General features: G+C 55.6%; 14 protein-coding genes and 1 pseudogene. 1 reads left to right on the forward strand and 14 read right to left on the reverse strand.

Going from position 1 to position 18,175, the window contains the following annotated elements:
* Positions 1-30: 30 nt before the first annotated feature.
* The 10 genes and pseudogenes from IM273_RS12180 to IM273_RS22440 all read right to left on the reverse strand — a co-directional run bounded on the left by IM273_RS12180 (position 31) and on the right by IM273_RS22440 (position 12,251).
* Positions 31-264, reverse strand: a complete 234-nt coding sequence (locus IM273_RS12180) for a YgdI/YgdR family lipoprotein (RefSeq protein ID WP_003856439.1) — start codon at positions 262-264, stop codon at positions 31-33.
* Positions 265-404: 140 nt separating this feature from the next.
* Positions 405-3,629, reverse strand: coding sequence for a carbamoyl-phosphate synthase large subunit (gene carB / locus IM273_RS12185; protein ID WP_041911263.1), 3,225 nt, complete (start codon positions 3,627-3,629; stop codon positions 405-407).
* Positions 3,630-3,647: 18 nt separating this feature from the next.
* Positions 3,648-4,796 carry a glutamine-hydrolyzing carbamoyl-phosphate synthase small subunit gene (gene carA, locus IM273_RS12190; protein WP_193050413.1) on the reverse strand — a complete coding sequence of 383 codons (1,149 nt, stop codon included), beginning with the start codon at positions 4,794-4,796 and terminating at the stop codon, positions 3,648-3,650.
* A gap of 454 nt (positions 4,797-5,250) precedes the next feature.
* Positions 5,251-6,072 carry a 4-hydroxy-tetrahydrodipicolinate reductase gene (gene dapB, locus IM273_RS12195; RefSeq protein WP_193050411.1) on the reverse strand — a complete coding sequence of 274 codons (822 nt, stop codon included), beginning with the start codon at positions 6,070-6,072 and terminating at the stop codon, positions 5,251-5,253.
* A 205-nt stretch (positions 6,073-6,277) separates the two neighbouring features.
* On the reverse strand, positions 6,278-7,228 hold the full coding sequence (gene ispH / locus IM273_RS12200; protein WP_028015471.1) for a 4-hydroxy-3-methylbut-2-enyl diphosphate reductase: 951 nt from the start codon (positions 7,226-7,228) through the stop codon (positions 6,278-6,280).
* A gap of 1 nt (position 7,229) precedes the next feature.
* Positions 7,230-7,679 (reverse strand): FKBP-type peptidyl-prolyl cis-trans isomerase, encoded by a 450-nt coding sequence (gene fkpB, locus IM273_RS12205; protein WP_003856450.1) that lies wholly within the window; start codon positions 7,677-7,679, stop codon positions 7,230-7,232.
* 57 nt (positions 7,680-7,736) lie between these two features.
* Positions 7,737-8,237, reverse strand: coding sequence for a signal peptidase II (gene lspA, locus IM273_RS12210; protein ID WP_028015470.1), 501 nt, complete (start codon positions 8,235-8,237; stop codon positions 7,737-7,739).
* Entirely contained in the window at positions 8,237-11,053 is a 2,817-nt protein-coding gene (gene ileS, locus IM273_RS12215) for an isoleucine--tRNA ligase (protein ID WP_045631133.1), read from the reverse strand. Before ileS ends, lspA begins: the two co-directional genes overlap by 1 nt.
* A 45-nt stretch (positions 11,054-11,098) precedes the next feature.
* On the reverse strand, positions 11,099-12,025 hold the full coding sequence (ribF, locus tag IM273_RS12220; protein ID WP_028015468.1) for a bifunctional riboflavin kinase/FAD synthetase: 927 nt from the start codon (positions 12,023-12,025) through the stop codon (positions 11,099-11,101).
* Between the two features lie 7 nt (positions 12,026-12,032).
* A pseudogene (locus tag IM273_RS22440) lies at positions 12,033-12,251 on the reverse strand (DUF2575 domain-containing protein).
* Between the two features lie 101 nt (positions 12,252-12,352).
* Between IM273_RS22440 and rpsT the strand changes: the two are divergent.
* A complete protein-coding gene (rpsT, locus tag IM273_RS12225) occupies positions 12,353-12,616 on the forward strand; it encodes a 30S ribosomal protein S20 (RefSeq protein ID WP_003856458.1) in 264 nt (87 codons plus the stop codon).
* A 57-nt stretch (positions 12,617-12,673) separates the two neighbouring features.
* Here rpsT and nhaR read toward each other — a convergent pair whose 3' ends face one another.
* The 4 genes from nhaR to dnaK all read right to left on the reverse strand — a co-directional run bounded on the left by nhaR (position 12,674) and on the right by dnaK (position 18,123).
* Entirely contained in the window at positions 12,674-13,573 is a 900-nt protein-coding gene (gene nhaR, locus IM273_RS12230; protein WP_028015467.1) for a transcriptional activator NhaR, read from the reverse strand.
* Between the two features lie 58 nt (positions 13,574-13,631).
* Positions 13,632-14,807 (reverse strand): Na+/H+ antiporter NhaA, encoded by a 1,176-nt coding sequence (nhaA, locus tag IM273_RS12235; protein WP_041911268.1) that lies wholly within the window; start codon positions 14,805-14,807, stop codon positions 13,632-13,634.
* A 169-nt stretch (positions 14,808-14,976) separates the two neighbouring features.
* Positions 14,977-16,122 carry a molecular chaperone DnaJ gene (dnaJ, locus tag IM273_RS12240; protein ID WP_008502040.1) on the reverse strand — a complete coding sequence of 382 codons (1,146 nt, stop codon included), beginning with the start codon at positions 16,120-16,122 and terminating at the stop codon, positions 14,977-14,979.
* Positions 16,123-16,209: 87 nt separating this feature from the next.
* The gene (dnaK, locus tag IM273_RS12245) at positions 16,210-18,123 is read right to left on the reverse strand and encodes a molecular chaperone DnaK (RefSeq protein WP_028015465.1); all 1,914 of its coding nucleotides are present in this window, start codon (positions 18,121-18,123) and stop codon (positions 16,210-16,212) included.
* Positions 18,124-18,175: the final 52 nt, after the last annotated feature.

Here is an 18,175-nt window from a genome sequence, read left to right on the forward strand (position 1 = left end):
TTATTGACGGGCTTACGTCAGAATTCTGAATTAGTTATCCAGCTCGCCCATGGATTTCACCTGGTCGCGATTAATCTGTTCAGTTTGACCGGTTTCGGCGTTTTTGTACGACACCAGGCCGGTATCGTCATCCACCTGCGGTTTCCCGTCAGTCACGATGGTTTTACCATCGGTGGTTTTTACTGCCTGATTGGACGAACAGCCCGCGACGGTAAACATTGCGGTGGCAGCCAGAACGGAAGCGATCAGTAATTTATTTTGCATGGTGTTTTCCCCTGCTCTCAGTTGAATTTTCGTTATCGACCTAACTATTTTAGGCTAACTGACTGAAAGCGGATGAAAAACCAGAAGGTTCTTAAGATGGGAAAATTGCCCGGTAACCGAACGGTACCGGGCAATGGGGGTTACTTGCTAATCTGCGCGTGCATTTCCTGCACCGAAATCACCTTCTCGGTAGCATCCGCATTCAGCGCCATCGCTGTTGCGAAACCGCCGTTCAGGGTGGTGTCGTAGTGCACTTTGTATTGCAGCGCGCTGCGGCGAATCAGCTTGGAGTCTTCAATCGCCTGGCGTCCTGCGGTGGTGTTGATGATGTAGGTATATTCGCCATTCTTGATACGATCCTGAATGTGCGGACGACCTTCATGCACTTTGTTCACCAGACGCGGGTTAATACCGGCTTCACCCAGCACAATCGCCGTACCGTGGGTTGCGTCCAGCTCGAAGCCCTGTTTCAGCAGCTTGGCGGCCAGGTCAACCACGCGCTCTTTATCGCCTTCGCGAACGGAGAGCAGCGCACGGCCCGATTTTCTCATGGTAGAGCTGCTGCCCAGCTGCGCCTTGGCAAACGCTTCTGCGAAAGTGCGGCCCACGCCCATTACTTCCCCGGTCGAGCGCATCTCTGGCCCTAACAGCGGGTCAACGCCCGGGAATTTGTTGAACGGCAGCACCACCTCTTTCACCGAGTAATACGGCGGGATGATCTCTTTTGTCACGCCCTGCTGCGCCAGCGTCTGGCCAGCCATCACACGCGCCGCCACTTTCGCCAGCGGAATGCCGGTCGCTTTAGAGACGAACGGTACGGTACGCGCCGCACGCGGGTTGACTTCAATCAGATAAACTTCGTTGTCTTTCACCGCGAACTGAACGTTCATCAGGCCACGAACCTGCAGCTCAAAGGCCAGCTTCTGCACCTGCTGGCGCATCACGTCCTGAATTTCCTGGCTCAGCGTGTAGGCTGGCAGAGAACAGGCGGAGTCGCCGGAGTGCACGCCAGCCTGCTCGATGTGCTCCATGATGCCGCCAATCAGCACCATTTCGCCGTCGCAGATGGCATCCACGTCCACCTCAACCGCGTCGTCGAGGAAGCGGTCAAGCAGCACTGGCGCATCGTTGGAAACGCTCACCGCCGTCTGGAAGTAGCGGCGCAGGTCGGCTTCGTCGTAGACGATTTCCATCGCGCGGCCGCCCAGCACGTAGGACGGGCGCACCACCAGCGGGTAGCCAATCTCTTTCGCCTTCTCAACGGCCATTTCAATGGCCGTCACGGTGGCGTTCGCCGGCTGCTTCAGCTTCAGACGGTCAACCGCCTGCTGGAAACGCTCACGGTCTTCCGCGCGGTCAATCGCGTCCGGGCTGGTACCGATAACCGGTACGCCAGCCGCTTCCAGCGCGCGCGCCAGCTTCAGCGGGGTCTGACCGCCGTACTGCACGATAACGCCTTTTGGCTTCTCGATGCGCACGATTTCCAGCACGTCTTCCAGGGTAACCGGCTCGAAGTAGAGACGGTCAGAGGTGTCGTAGTCGGTAGAAACGGTTTCCGGGTTACAGTTGACCATGATGGTCTCGTACCCGTCTTCGCGCAGCGCCAGCGAGGCGTGCACGCAGCAGTAGTCGAACTCAATGCCCTGGCCGATACGGTTTGGACCGCCGCCCAGCACCATAATCTTGTCGCGGTCGACGGATGGGTTCGCTTCGCACTCGTCTTCATAGGTGGAGTACATGTACGCGGTATCGGTCGAGAACTCTGCTGCACAGGTGTCCACGCGCTTGTAAACCGGGTGCAGGTCATACTGGTCGCGCAGCTTGCGGATTTCCGCTTCGCGCACGCCCGCCAGCTTAGCCAGACGCGCATCGGCGAAGCCTTTACGCTTCAGCATGCGCAGGAAGTCTGCGTCCAGGCCGTTGATGCCCAGCTCCGCCACTTTCTCTTCCAGACGCACCAGCTCTTCAATCTGCACCAGGAACCAGCGGTCAATGTTGGTCAGGTTAAATACGCCGTCGACGGACAGGCCCGCGCGGAAGGCATCGGCGATGTACCAGATACGCTCTGCGCCCGCGTCTTTCAGCTCGCGGCGGATTTTGGTCAGCGCTTCCGGATCGTCCAGGCTCACTTTCGGGTCAAAGCCGGTGGCACCCACTTCCAGACCGCGCAGCGCTTTTTGCAGGGATTCCTGCTGCGTGCGGCCAATCGCCATCACTTCACCCACAGATTTCATCTGGGTCGTCAGACGGTCGTTCGCGCCCGCGAATTTCTCGAAGTTAAAGCGAGGAATTTTAGTCACAACGTAGTCGATGGACGGCTCGAAGGACGCAGGCGTGCGGCCACCGGTGATGTCGTTCATCAGCTCGTCGAGGGTGTAACCCACTGCCAGCTTCGCCGCCACTTTCGCAATCGGGAAGCCGGTGGCTTTGGAGGCCAGCGCGGAGGAGCGGGACACGCGCGGGTTCATTTCGATAACAATCAGACGGCCGGTTTTCGGGTTCACCGAGAACTGCACGTTAGAACCGCCGGTTTCCACGCCGATTTCACGCAGTACCGCCATCGAGGCGTTACGCATGATTTGATACTCTTTGTCGGTCAGCGTCTGGGCTGGCGCAACGGTGATGGAATCGCCGGTGTGGATACCCATCGCATCGAAGTTTTCGATGGAGCAGACGATGATGCAGTTGTCGTTTTTATCACGCACCACTTCCATCTCGTACTCTTTCCAGCCAATCAGCGATTCATCAATCAGCAGCTCTTTAGTTGGGGAGAGATCCAGACCGCGCTCGCAAATCTCTTCGAACTCTTCGCGGTTGTAGGCGATACCGCCACCGGTGCCGCCCATGGTGAACGATGGACGGATGATGCACGGATAGCCCACTTCTGCCGCAACGGCCAGCGCCTCTTCCATGTTATGCGCAATACCGGAACGCGCGGTGTCGAGGCCGATTTTCTTCATCGCCACGTCGAAGCGGCGACGGTCTTCTGCTTTATCAATCGCGTCGGCGGTCGCACCAATCATGGTGACGCCAAATTCGGCCAGCACGCCCTGACGCTCCAGCTCCAGCGCGCAGTTCAGCGCCGTCTGGCCGCCCATGGTTGGCAGCACCGCGTCCGGGCGCTCTTTTTCGATGATTTTACGCACCACTTCCCAGTGAATCGGCTCGATGTAGGTGGCATCCGCCATTTCCGGGTCGGTCATGATGGTCGCCGGGTTAGAGTTCACCAGGATAACGCGGTAACCCTCTTCGCGCAGCGCTTTACACGCCTGCGCGCCGGAGTAGTCGAATTCGCAGGCCTGGCCGATGACGATCGGGCCAGCGCCAAGGATCAGGATGCTTTTTATGTCTGTACGTTTTGGCATGGTCTTCTCGGCTCCTGATTATTTAGCGGTCTTACGGTATTGCTCGATAAGTTCGATGAAGTGATCGAACAGCGGCGCGGCGTCGTGCGGGCCCGGGCTGGCTTCCGGGTGGCCCTGGAAGCTGAACGCTGGCTTATCGGTACGGTGGATACCCTGCAGGGTGCCATCGAACAGTGATTTGTGCGTCACGCGCAGGTTAGCTGGCATAGAGGCTTCATCGACGGCGAAACCGTGGTTCTGCGCGGTAATCATCACCGTATTGTTATCAATGTCTTTCACCGGGTGGTTACCACCGTGGTGGCCGAACTTCATCTTGATGGTGTTCGCACCGCTCGCCAGCGCCAGCAGCTGATGGCCGAGGCAGATGCCGAATACCGGGATGTCGGTTTCCAGGAAGGACTTGATGGCGTCGATAGCGTAATCGCACGGTGCCGGGTCGCCTGGGCCGTTAGAGAGGAAGATGCCGTCCGGGTTCATCTTAAGCACCTCTTCAGCGGAGGTTTTCGCCGGTACCACCGTCAGGCGGCAGCCGCGGTCAACCAGCATGCGCAGGATGTTGCGCTTGGCACCAAAATCATAGGCCACTACGTGGAACGGCAGTTCGTTCTCTTTTTTCGCTTCCGGCAGGTCGCCTTCCAGCGTCCAGCTCCCCTGCGTCCAGCTGTAGGCTTCAGCGGTCGTCACTTCTTTCGCCAGGTCCATGCCGTTCAGGCCCGGGAAGGCTTTCGCTTTTTCCAGCGCCAGCGTCGCATCGAGGTTATCCCCTGCGATGATGCAGCCGTTCTGTGCACCCTTCTCGCGCAGCAGACGCGTCAGCTTACGGGTATCGATATCGGCAATCGCCACGATGTTATGGCGCTTCAGATAAGAAGAGAGGTCTTCGGTGTTGCGGAAGTTGCTGGCAATCAGCGGTAGGTCGCGAATGACCAGGCCTTGCGCATGTACCTGAGAGGATTCTTCGTCAGCCGCGTTGGTGCCGACATTGCCGATATGAGGATAAGTAAGAGTAACGATTTGGCGAGAATAGGAAGGATCAGTGAGGATTTCTTGATAACCGGTCATTGAAGTATTGAAAACGACTTCCCCAACCGCCGAACCCGTTGCCCCTATGGCCCGACCGATAAACTGGGTTCCGTCTTCCAGAACCAATAGCGCTGACTTAATCAAAACACCCTCCAGAGAATATTCACTCACTTTATTTGCATATTAATTCATGACTGTGTCATAGATCAATGCAAATGTGTTGCCAGCGGATTTTTGGCAAACGGCGGCATTCTGGAGATTTGGCATGTAAAAGTCAACTTAAAACGGGTATTTTGTTTATTCTTTTGCAAGACTGGCGTCTTGAATGGGATTTAACGGGCAAAAAGATCAGGTAAATCATCCTGGAAAACGCTTGCGCGGTAGGTTTTATGGAATTTAAGAGATGCGAGAGACAAAAAGTGGACCAAATGGTCAAAATTTACATTCAATTCACATAATAATGGCATAAAACTCAGATTTATGACCATTAACAACCAAAATCCATCTAAAACAAATAAAATAAGAGGGCAATAAATTATTGCCCTATGCAATCAATATATTACGACTGCAATAACCACATCACGATGGGTAATAAAGCTTACAAATTGTTGAGATCCAGCACATCTCGCATATCAAAAAGACCATTTTCTTTCGATTTCAGCCACAATGCGGAGCGTACTGCGCCATTGGCGAACGTCATGCGGCTTGACGCTTTGTGCGTAATCTCAACACGTTCGCCAATATCGGCGAACATCGCCGTGTGTTCGCCGACGATATCGCCTGCCCGGACGGTTGCGAAACCAATGGTGCCCGGCACGCGTTCTCCGGTATGCCCTTCACGGGAATAGACCGCGATGTCTTTTAAATCTTTATCCATTGCATAAGCAATCGCCTCGCCCATCGCCAGCGCCGTGCCTGATGGAGCATCAACTTTATGGCGGTGGTGCGCTTCAATAATCTCAATGTCGCTGTAGTCGCCCATCACCTTCGCCGCTTTTTCCAGTAGCTTCAGCATGACGTTAACGCCTACGCTAAAGTTCGCGGCAAAGACAATCGCAATGTCGGTGGCTGCATCCTGAATGGCCTGTTTACCCGCATCATCGAAGCCGGTGGTGCCAATCACCATCCCTTTCCCGTGCTGGCGGCAAAACGCCAGGTGAGTCAGGGTACCTTCCGGACGGGTAAAGTCGATGAACACGTCAAAGTCATCTTTCACCGCATCAAGGCTGCTCTGAACGGTAACACCTGTCTTGCCCGCGCCGGCCAGTTCACCCGCATCGGATCCCAGCAGGGATGAACCTTCACGCTCCAGCGCCGCGCCGAGTGCCACGCCATCCATTTGTATTGCCGCCTGAATCAGCTGGCGACCCATACGACCACCCGCGCCCGCAATGGCGACGCGGATCTGTGCATCATGCATAGTTATTCTCTTACGTTAAAATGATGTAAACCGTTTTCAGATTAACCAGCCTTTCTGAGCACTGCCAACTGAAAACACCGATAATTAGAATTTAACGTGAAACCGACCTGAATATCAGTAAAAGACATGATTTTGTCGTCACGATAAAGTAACGGGTAAAAAAAAGGCCAGCACAGGAGGTGCTGGCCTTTCATCAGACAAGAAATTATTCCACTTCGCGGGCGTCGATACGCAGCTCTTTCGGCACTTCGAAGACGATATTCTCTTCGCGTCCTTCCAGCGGAACCGCTTCGCCCCCGCCCAGCTCCTGCAGACGAGCAATCACGTTCTGCACCAGGATATCCGGCGCGGAAGCGCCTGCGGTAACGCCAACGCAGGCCGCATTTTTCACCCACGCTTCCTGAATGTCCGTCGCGTCGTCGATTAAAAACGCCGCTTTCCCCATACGCTGCGCCAGTTCGGCCAGACGGTTGGAGTTAGAGGAGTTTTTAGAGCCGACAACCAGCACCACGTCCGCCTGTTCAGCCAGCGCGCGCACCGCTTCCTGACGGTTAGTGGTGGCGTAGCAGATATCATCCTTACGCGGCCCGACGATTTTCGGGAAGCGCTGGCGCAGGGCGTCAATCACGTCTGAGGTGTCGTCTACGGAGAGCGTGGTCTGAGTCATAAACGACAGACGCGCTTCGTTTTTCACGTTCAGCGTCAGGACATCTTCCGGCGACTCCACCAGGTACATTCCCCCTTCCGGGTTGCTGTACTGGCCCATGGTGCCTTCAACTTCCGGGTGACCGGCGTGGCCAATCAGAATCGACTCTTCACCGCGACGGCTGGCGCGCGCCACTTCCATATGCACTTTTGTCACTAATGGACAGGTGGCATCGAATACGGTCAGATCGCGGCTTTTCGCTTCGTTACGGACCGCCTGAGAGACGCCGTGCGCAGAGAAGATCAGGATCGCACCGTCCGGCACTTCGCTGATCTGCTCGATGAAAATAGCACCGCGCTCGCGCAGGCTGTCGACCACGTAGCGGTTATGCACCACTTCGTGACGCACGTAAATCGGCGCGCCGTAAATCTCCAGCGCGTTTTCAACAATGCTGATAGCGCGGTCTACACCGGCGCAGAAGCCGCGCGGGTTAGCCAACAGGATCTGCATTTCAGGCCTCCAGTGCCGGATCGATCTCCAGCACTTCAACATCAAAATGAACGGTACGCCCGGCAAGCGGATGGTTGAAGTCAACGGTGATAGAGTCGCCGTTAATCTCGCGGATCACGCCAGGCATTTCGCTGCCGTCCATAGCGGTAAAGAGCATAATCGCCCCGATTTCCGGTTCGCCCGCGTCCATAAACTCGCGGCGCGAGAAATACTGAATCAGGTCCGGGCTTGGCACGCCAAACGCGGCATCCGGCTCCAGCGAGAACGCTTTTTTCTCACCCTCTTTCAGGCCCAGGAGCTGCTGCTCAAGACCTTCAGACAGGGAGGTATCGCCGAGACGAAACAGGGCAGGTTTGCCGTTATTGCGGGTGGATTCAGCCGTGGAGCCGTCATCCAGCTTCAGCGTGAAGTGAACCAGAACCGCGCTGTTGCTCTGTACGGATTTAGACATACACATTGCTCTTTAATGTTGTGCCGGGTGGCGCAGCGCATCACCCGGCATTGACAATTACGCCTGCTCTTTCGCTGCGGGTTTAGGCAAGAAGCCTTCCAGCACGATTAACGCCGCACCGATGCAAATGGCGGTGTCGGCCAGATTAAAGGTCGCGAAGTGCCAGTCGCCGACGTAGAAGTCGATCATATCGACCACAAAGCCGTGCCACAGGCGGTCAAACAGGTTGCCCAGCGCGCCGCCAATGATCAGCGCGTAGGCGATGTTATTCAGCTTTTGCGTGGCCTTCGAGCGGTACATCAGCACAGCCAGCACCACGCAGATACCGAGAGCGATACCCGCGAAGAACCAGCGCTGCCAGCCACCGCTGTCGGCAAGGAAGCTAAACGCCGCGCCGTAGTTGCGCGCATAGTGCAGGTTAAGCGACGGGAACAGCGAAACCGTCTCCCCCAGAGCGAAATTCTGGAGGATCAGGAACTTGCTGCCCAGATCGATAATCAGCACTACCACAACCAGCCACAGCCAGCGCAGTCCTGTTGAACAGAGAGTTTTACTCATCAGGCAAACTTACGTTTTTCGCCGTCACCGGCGACGTTGCTTACACAGCGTCCGCAGATGTCTGCGTGTTCCGCCACCTGGCCGATATCGGTAGTGTAATGCCAGCAGCGCGGGCACTTCTCTCCTTCGGCTTTGCTCAGTGCGACTTTCAGGCCTTTGAGCAACTCGCTCTGCTGAGCATCAGCAGAAGCCTCGGCATAATCCGCAACTTTTGCACCGGAGGTCAACAGGACAAATCGTAATTCATCGCCCAGCGCGGTCAGCTTCGCCGCCAGCTCCGGTTCGGCGTACAGGGTCACTGCCGCTTCCAGAGAGCCACCGACTTTCTTATCCGCACGCGCCTGCTCGATAACCTTGTTCACTTCGCCACGCACTTTCAGCAGCTCGTCCCAGAAGGCATCGTTCATTGCTTCGGTGCTGGAGAGATCGAACAGACCTTCATACCACTCGCCGGTGAAGACATACTTCTCACGGTCGCCCGGCAGATAGCCCCAGATTTCATCCGCGGTGAAGGACATGATCGGCGCCATCCAGCGTACCAGCGCTTCTGCGATGTGGAACAGCGCGGACTGGCAGCTACGGCGCGCCACGCTGTCCGCCTTCGCGGTGTACTGGCGGTCTTTGATGATGTCGAGGTAGAACGAGCCCATCTCGATGGAGCAGAAGCGCATCAGGCGCTGCACCACTTCGTGGAAGTCGTAAGACTCATAGGCTTTCAGGATATCTTCCTGCGCCGCTTTCGCGCAGCCTACCGCCCAGCGGTCCAGCACGACCATCTCTTCCGGTTTCACCATGTCTTTCACTGGATCGAACCCGTTCAGGTTCGCCAGCAGGAAGCGCGCGGTGTTACGGATACGACGATAGCTGTCGGCAGCACGCTTCAGGATCTCGTCAGACACCGCCATTTCGCCAGTGTAGTCGGTTGAGGCTACCCACAGACGCAGGATGTCCGCGCCCAGCTTGTTCATCACGTCCTGCGGCGAAACGGTGTTGCCGATAGATTTAGACATCTTACGGCCCTGACCATCCACGGTGAAGCCGTGGGTCAGTACCTGACGGTAAGGCGCTTTACCTTTCATCGCGGTGGAGATCATCAGGGATGACATGAACCAGCCGCGGTGTTGGTCGGAACCTTCCAGATACATGTCGGCAGCGTGACCGGCAAACTCCGGACGCACGTCAACTACGGAGGCGTGAGTCGACCCGGAGTCGAACCAAACGTCCAGGGTGTCTGGCACTTTCTCATAGTTGTCCGCGTCCGCGCCGAGGATGTCGCGGGCGTCGAGATCCCACCACGCCTGAATGCCGTCAACTTCGACGCGCTTCGCCACTTCTTCCATCAGTTCCAGGGTGTTCGGGTGCAGCTCATGCGTCTCTTTATGCACGAACAGCGACATCGGCACGCCCCAGGTACGCTGACGGGAGATACACCAGTCAGGACGGTTAGCCACCATGGATTCGATACGCGCCTGGCCCCAGTCCGGGATCCACTGCACGCCTTTGATCTCTTTCAGAGACTGCTCGCGCAGGCCTTTTTGATCCATGCTGACGAACCACTGCGGGGTCGCACGGAAGATGATCGGCGTCTTGTGGCGCCAGCAGCACGGATAGCTGTGCTGCATTTTCTCAACGTGCAGCAGCGCGCCGCTGGTGCGCAGCATGTCAACGATGATGTCGTTGGCTTTGAAGACGTTGATACCATCCAGCGCCGGGTAGGTGCCAGGCAGGTAAGAACCGTCCGGGCCTACCGGGTTGGCAATTTCCAGGCCGTATTTCAGGCTGATGTTGTAGTCGTCAGGACCGTGGCCACCGGCGGTATGTACCGCACCGGTACCCGCGTCCAGCGTGACGTGGTCGCCCAGGATCGCCGGAACGTCGAAGTCCAGGAACGGGTGTTTGAAGCGCATCAGCTCCAGCGCGTCGCCTTTTACGGTGCCCAGCACGGTGTAGTCGGTGATATTCGCGCGTTTCAGCACGCTTTCAACCAGATCTTTCGCCAGGATAACCGCGCGGCCATCAATCTGCACCAGCGCATATTCGAACTCGCCGGAGAGAGAGATTGCACGGTTGGCTGGCAGCGTCCACGGGGTAGTGGTCCAGATCACCAGAGAGATCGGGCCGCTAACGCCAGGCAGACCGAATTTACCTTTAATGGCATCCTGATCGACCGCTTCGAAGGCCACGTCGATAGAAGGTGAAGTTTTGTCGTAATATTCCACTTCCGCTTCTGCCAGCGCAGAACGGCAGTCCACGCACCAGTGCACAGGCTTGGCGCCTTTATGCAGGTGACCGTTACCGATGATTTTGCCCAGCGCACGGATGATGTTGGCTTCGGTTTTGAAGTCCATGGTCAGGTACGGGTGCGACCAGTCGCCCAGCACGCCCAGACGGATAAAGTCAGCGCGCTGGCCTTCAACCTGAGTGGCCGCGTATTCGCGGCACTTCGCGCGGAACTCTGCAGCGGTGAACTTCTCACCTGGCTTGCCAAACTCTTGCTCCACTTTCAGCTCGATCGGCAGACCGTGGCAGTCCCAGCCCGGAACGTAAGGCGAGTCAAATCCCGCGAGTCCTTTGGACTTCACGATAATATCTTTCAGAATCTTGTTTACAGAGTGACCAATATGAATGCTGCCATTCGCATATGGAGGGCCATCATGCAGAATGAAGGTTTTTTTGCCTTTTTTGGCTGCACGAATGATGCCGTACAGGTCATCATCGGTCCAACGCGCCAGCATTCCCGGTTCACGCTTGGCGAGATCGCCGCGCATCGGGAACCCTGTTTCCGGCAAATTCAGGGTTGATTTATAGTCACTCATCAGATTCTCGGTTCCGTATTTATCACGTAGGCAGTTAAGCCGGTTCTAAAGCCCAAAAAACTCGCGGGCCGTTAATTCATCTCGCGCGATTTGCGCCTTAAGTTCATCCAGCGAAGCAAATCGCTGCTCGTTGCGTATTTTTTTACGCAGTATTACATCTATATGGCGACCATAAAGGTCCATTACAACGTCCAGCAGGTGCACTTCTAGCTGTTGACGCACACCGGCAACGGTAGGACGCGTGCCAATGTTGGCAACGCCGTAAAACGACTTATCGCCCAGTCCTGCCACTTCCACCGCATAGACCCCTTTAACCGGGGAAACCTGACGACGCAGCGGTATATTCGCCGTCGGGAAACCAATCGTGCGGCCCAGCGCATCGCCATGAACTACGCGGCCAGAGATGGTGAACGGATGGCCCAGCAAATTTTCTGCCGTCTCCAGTTCATCATTAGCCAGCGCCTGCCGCACCGCCGTGCTGCTGACGCGCACGCCGCCTTCACAGAAGGTCATCGCGCTGGTGACGTCAAAACCGTACTCCAGACCAGCCTTCTGTAATAGCAAGAAATCGCCCTGACGACCAGCGCCAAAGCGGAAATCATCCCCCACGGCGAGAAACTGAACGCCAAGACGCTTAACCAGCAGGTCGCTGACAAAATTTTGTGCTGTCAGTGCGGCAAAGCGGCGATCGAAACGCACACACAATACGTAGTCCACGCCGGACTCCGCCAGGTAGCGCAACTTTTCGCGCAGGCGAGTGAGGCGAGCGGGAGATTTATCGCCCGCGAACAGCTCCAGCGGCTGTGGCTCGAAAATCATCACCACAACGGGCAGGCCACGGGCCTCCCCTTCTTTACGCAATCCCTGCAACAGCGCCTGATGACCACGATGCACGCCGTCGAAATTACCAATGGTCAGCACGCACCCGTGTGGCGCTCTGCTGAGATTATGTATGCCGCGTATCAGCTTCATGTCTGGCTCAAAACAGTGAAAATCGCCAAAGTATACCTTGTACAGCGGTTAAGGTTAACCGGCGATTGTTCGCGCAAAACAGAAAGCCGTAATGATTTCATCAGGCTGACCTTTCACAGCGAAAAAATCTGCCCGTGAACTGCGATTTTTACGCCGAAAGGCTGTATTCACGAAAGACAAGCTGGTAGAATCCTGCGCCATCACTACGTAACGTAGCGTCGCTAATTAACGGCGCTTATTTGCACAAATCCATTGACAAAAGAAGGCAAAGAGGGCATATTCCTCGGCCTTTGAATTGTCCACATAGAACATATTTGGGAGTTGGACTTGGCTAATATCAAATCAGCTAAGAAACGTGCCGTTCAGTCTGAAAAGGCTCGTAAGCACAACGCAAGCCGTCGCTCTATGATGCGTACTTTCATCAAGAAAGTATACGCAGCAATCGAAGCTGGCGACAAAGCTGCAGCGCAGAACGCATTTAACGAAATGCAACCAATCGTGGATCGTCAGGCTGCTAAAGGTCTGATCCACAAAAACAAAGCAGCGCGTCATAAAGCAAACCTGACCGCGCAGATCAACAAACTGGCTTAATCGCTACTTGTTGTTGCTTGTTTAAAGAACCCGCTTAACGCGGGTTTTTTTATGTCTTCAGAATGCCGGTGGCGTAAACAGCGCCGAGTAGTCACGGTTGCAGATTCGCTGCACCGCCGGGTGTTGAATCATCCTTTCGGCGAATATGGCGTGGTACTCCTCCATCACGTTATCTACTCTGCCAATCTCCGTAATCTTATCGTCTGAATAGAGATCGTGCGCGTAGAGCGTTGGCGCCACGAAGATCGCATTATGCGCTTCGCCAAAGGCCTTCATCAGCGCCGCATCGTCGAACTCACCGAGGATCTCCACGTTCAGCCCCTGCGAATTAAACCAGTTCAGCAGCTTGCGTCCCAGCATGGAACGCCTGCCTGGCACCAGCAGGCGACGCTCTTCCAGACAGGCCGGGAAAGGTTTCTCCGGCGGTGGATTGATGCACCAGAAACTGACGCCGCATTCGCCAATTTTCACCGAGAACAGCCCCTCCTGCTGCGTGGAGTCGATGGGGCAATCCGAGATAATCATGTCCAGCTTGTGCTGGCTCAGCTGCTCCAGCAGCATCTCGTGGGTGGATTCAAAGCAGCGCAGATGGATTTGTTCATCCTCTACCACAGCGGCATCCAGCACGCCGCTTACCAGCCGTTTGGACAGTGCATCCGCCACCCCCACGTCAAAGAGCAGGTTCGACTCTTTGCGGTAGTTGACGATATCCAGCATCTCCTGGCTCAGGGTAAACATTTTGTCCGCATAGCGGAAAACCAGTTCACCCAGTTCGCTGGGCTCAATCCCACGGCCCTTGCGCTTGAAGAGCTTACCCTGCAGCCGTTCTTCAAGGGCTTTGATTTGCCCGGTGATGGTTTGCGGCGTCAGGTAAAGCGCCTCTGCAGCCCCCACGACCGAGCCCTGTTTGTAAACGTGCCAGAAGTAGTAAAGATGGTTGTAATTCAAATGAGGCATCGCGTCTTCGCTCCCTGAGTGTGTATCGGGAGAAGAGTGACCTTCTCCCGGTGTTCCGTTATGCCTGGACGGCCTGTCCGGACAACTTCACCTTCAACAAAGTATACCCAATCACTGCCGCCAGTAATGACCCGATGAGAATGCCGAGCTTCGCCCAGACGATGAGCTCTGGCGCGTTTGCACCAAACGCCAGCGTCGAGATAAAGATCGACATGGTGAATCCAATACCGCACAGTATGCCGACGGCCATGATCTGACTAAAGGTTGTACCGTTCGGCAACGATGCCAGCTTCATCTTCAGCGCCAACCAGCAGAAGAGGCTGATCCCCAGCGGCTTACCGATAAACAGCCCGGCAATAATGCCCAGCGGCAGGACAGACGTCAGCCCGTCCAGCGTGACCCCCTGCAGGGAAACGCCCGCGTTGGCAAACGCAAACAGCGGCAGGATCATAAAGGCGACCCACGGGTGCAGCACGTGTTCCAGCTGTTTAGCGGGTGACTTACCGTCCTGCGGCTTAAGCGGCACGAAGAAGCCCACAATCACGCCGGCCAGCGTGGCGTGCACGCCGGATTTCAGCACTGCCGTCCACAGCACCATCCCCACCAGGATATAGATACCGATGCGGCGAACGTTGAAGATGTTCAGCACCGCCAACACTGCAATCGCCCCGGCGGCCACGCTCAGGGACAGGATCGACAGATCGCTGGTGTAGAACAGCGCGATAATCACAATGGCGCCCAGGTCATCAATGATCGCCAGCGCCATCAGGAAGATTTTCAGCGCAACCGGCACGCGGCTGCCGAGCAGAGCTAAGACACCGAGCGCAAAGGCGATATCCGTTGCGGCCGGGATAGCCCAGCCGTCACGCGCGACAGGATCCTGCCAGGTAAATGCGAGGAAGAGCAGCGCTGGAACGACCATCCCACCGAGCGCGGCAATAACCGGGAACGCCGCGCGCTGGCGGCTGGCTAGCGAACCTAGCACCAGCTCGCGCTTAACCTCAAGACCAACGAGCAGGAAGAACACCGCCATTAGCGCATCGTTGATCCACAGCAGCATGTTCTTGTTAATTTCCAGCGCCCCGACCTTCAGCTCGACGGGCGTTTCCAGAAATGCGTGATAGAGATCGCGGGTCATGCCCAGGTTAGCCAGCACCATCGCGGCGGCCGCGGCAATAATCAGGATCACACCACCGGACGCCTCACTGCTAAAGAAACGGTGTAGTAATTTCATTTATGTTCTCTCTTTTACAAAGATACCTCGATAAAACCATAATACCAAGCCAAATAGCTCGGCAAAAACAGATTAATATTGGGTATAGACTCAGTTTTACCGATCTATAACTGTAAAAAAAAGCCCGGAATCGCTTCCGGGCTTTTTGAAGTTAGACACAGCTAACGAATTAGCGGGTCAAATCATCGAAGAATTTTTTGACGCCATCAAAGAAGCTTTTGGAGCGCGGGCTGTTTTTCTCACCCGTTGGGCCGCCAAAGCTCTCCTGAAGCTCTTTCAACAGCTGTTTCTGCTTGTCGTTCAGGCCAACCGGCGTTTCCACGACGACGCGGCACAGCAGGTCGCCCTGCGCACCACCGCGAACGGATTTTACGCCTTTGCCGCGCATGCGGAACAGCTTGCCGGTCTGGGTTTCACCAGGGATTTTCAGATTGACGCGACCGTCCAGCGTCGGCACTTCGATTTCACCGCCGAGAGCCGCCATCGCGAAGTTGATCGGCACTTCACAGTACAGGTTATTGCCTTCACGCTCGAAGATGGCGTGCTGCTTCACCTGAACCTGAACGTACAGATCGCCTGCCGGCGCGCCGTGCTCGCCTGCTTCGCCCTCACCCGCCAGACGGATGCGGTCGCCCGTATCAACGCCAGCCGGGATCTTAACGGACAGGGTTTTGGTTTTCTCAACGCGACCGTGGCCATGACACTTGGTGCACGGATCTTTAATCAGCGTACCGCGACCGTGACAGTGCGGACAGGCCTGCTGTACCGCGAAGAAGCCCTGGCGCATCTGTACCTGGCCGGAGCCATGACAGGTTGGACAGGTCTGTGGCTGGGTACCCGCTTTCGCGCCGCTGCCGTGGCAAACGTCACACTCTTCCAGCGTCGGGATACGGATCTCTTTCGTGACGCCACGAACGGCCTCTTCAAGAGTGAGATCCATGTTGTAGCGCAGGTCTGCGCCGCGCGCTGCGCGCTGACGACCACGACCGCCGCCGAAGATATCGCCGAACACGTCACCAAAGATGTCGCTGAAATCCGCACCGCCGCCAAAGCCGCCGCCACCGAATCCACCGCCGCCCATGCCGCCCTGTTCAAAGGCCGCGTGGCCGTACTGGTCATAGGCCGCACGTTTTTGTGCATCGGTCAGGACTTCGTAGGCTTCTTTGATCTCTTTAAATTTTGCTTCAGCCTCTTTGTCACCCTGGTTACGGTCCGGGTGGAATTTCATGGCCAGGCGCTTATACGCCTTTTTGATTTCACGCTCTTCCGCAGTTTTCGGAACGCCTAAAATCTCGTAATAGTCTTGCTTTGCCATTGGTTTTTTTAAGCCCCTTAACATGCGAGCACGGGCGTGGAGAGTTCTCCTACGCCCGTGCCGATTAATTACCCTGCATCAGGGCGATTATTTTTTGTCTTTAACTTCTTCGAACTCAGCGTCGACAACGTCGTCGTCTTTCGCGTTGTTCGCAGAAGCGTCAGCACCTGCCTGCTGCTGTGCGTGCTGCTGCTGAGCGATTTCCATCAGCTTCTGGGAAGCCTGTGCCAGCTCCTGCATCTTCGCTTCGATATCCGCTTTGTCTTCGCCTTTCAGAGACGTTTCCAGCGCGGTCAGTGCAGCTTCGATAGCAGTTTTGTCTTCCGCTGGCAGTTTATCGCCCGCTTCTTCAACCTGCTTACGGGTGCTGTGCAGCAGATGGTCACCCTGGTTACGGGTCTGAACCAGCTCTTCGAACTTACGGTCGGATTCCGCGTTAGCTTCGGCATCGCGAACCATTTTTTCGATTTCCGCTTCATTCAGGCCAGAAGATGCCTTGATGGTGATCTTCTGCTCTTTACCGCTGTTTTTGTCTTTCGCAGACACGTGCAGAATACCGTCAGCATCGATGTCAAAGGTAACTTCGATTTGCGGCATGCCGCGCGGTGCCGGGTTAATGCCGTCCAGGTTAAACTGACCCAGAGACTTGTTATCAGACGCACGCTTACGCTCACCCTGCAGCACATGGATGGTTACCGCAGACTGGTTGTCTTCAGCGGTAGAGAACACCTGGCTGTGCTTGGTTGGGATGGTGGTGTTTTTGTTGATGAGCGCAGTCATCACACCGCCCATGGTTTCGATACCCAGAGACAGCGGGGTAACGTCCAGCAGCAGTACGTCTTTCACTTCACCGGTCAATACACCACCCTGAACCGCCGCACCGATAGCTACCGCTTCGTCCGGGTTCACGTCTTTACGCGGCTCTTTACCAAAGAATTCAGCCACTTTCTTCTGAACCATTGGCATACGGGTCTGACCACCCACCAGGATAACGTCCTGGATGTCAGATACGGACAGACCAGCATCCTGCAGTGCAACTTTCAGCGGCTCGATAGAACGGTTCACCAGGTCTTCTACCAGGCTTTCCAGTTTCGCACGGGTCACTTTGATGTTCATGTGTTTAGGACCGGTCGCGTCTGCGGTGATGTACGGCAGGTTCACGTCGGTCTGCTGAGCAGAAGACAGTTCGATCTTCGCTTTCTCAGCGGCTTCTTTCAGGCGCTGCATCGCCAGCGGGTCGTTACGCAGGTCAATGCCCTGATCTTTCTTGAACTCGTCAACGAGGTAGTTGATCAGACGGGTATCGAAGTCTTCACCACCCAGGTGGGTATCACCGTTGGTTGCCAGAACTTCGAAGGTTTTTTCGCCGTCAACTTCGTCGATTTCGATAATAGAGATATCGAAGGTACCACCACCCAGGTCGTAAACCGCGATAGTACGGTTGCCGACTTCTTTATCCAGACCGTAAGCCAGTGCAGCCGCGGTTGGTTCGTTGATGATACGTTTTACTTCCAGACCTGCGATACGGCCAGCATCTTTAGTTGCCTGACGCTGAGCATCGTTGAAGTAGGCAGGTACGGTAATAACAGCTTCAGTTACCGGCTCACCCAGGTAATCTTCAGCGGTTTTCTTCATTTTTTTCAGCACTTCAGCAGAGATCTGCGGTGGTGCCGTTTTGGTGCCTTTCACATCAAGCCACGCATCGCCGTTATCTGCTGCGATGATTTTGTAAGGCATGATAGAAACGTCACGCTGAACTTCTTCGTCCTGGAAGCGGCGGCCAATCAGGCGTTTGATCGCAAACAGGGTGTTTTGCGGGTTTGTCACTGCCTGACGTTTAGCCGGCTGACCAACCAGAGTTTCACCATCCTGGGTATAAGCAATGATAGAAGGCGTGGTGCGATCGCCCTCGGCGTTCTCCAGCACGCGTGCAGTAGTGCCGTCCATAATCGCTACACAAGAGTTGGTAGTACCCAGGTCGATACCAATAATTTTACCCATCTAAACGTCTCCACTAAAAATTCAGTCAACATGTGGTTGTGTACCTGTAATA

It is taken from the genome of Enterobacter cloacae complex sp. P13B, assembly GCF_014895915.1.
Lineage (GTDB): Bacteria > Pseudomonadota > Gammaproteobacteria > Enterobacterales > Enterobacteriaceae > Enterobacter > Enterobacter bugandensis.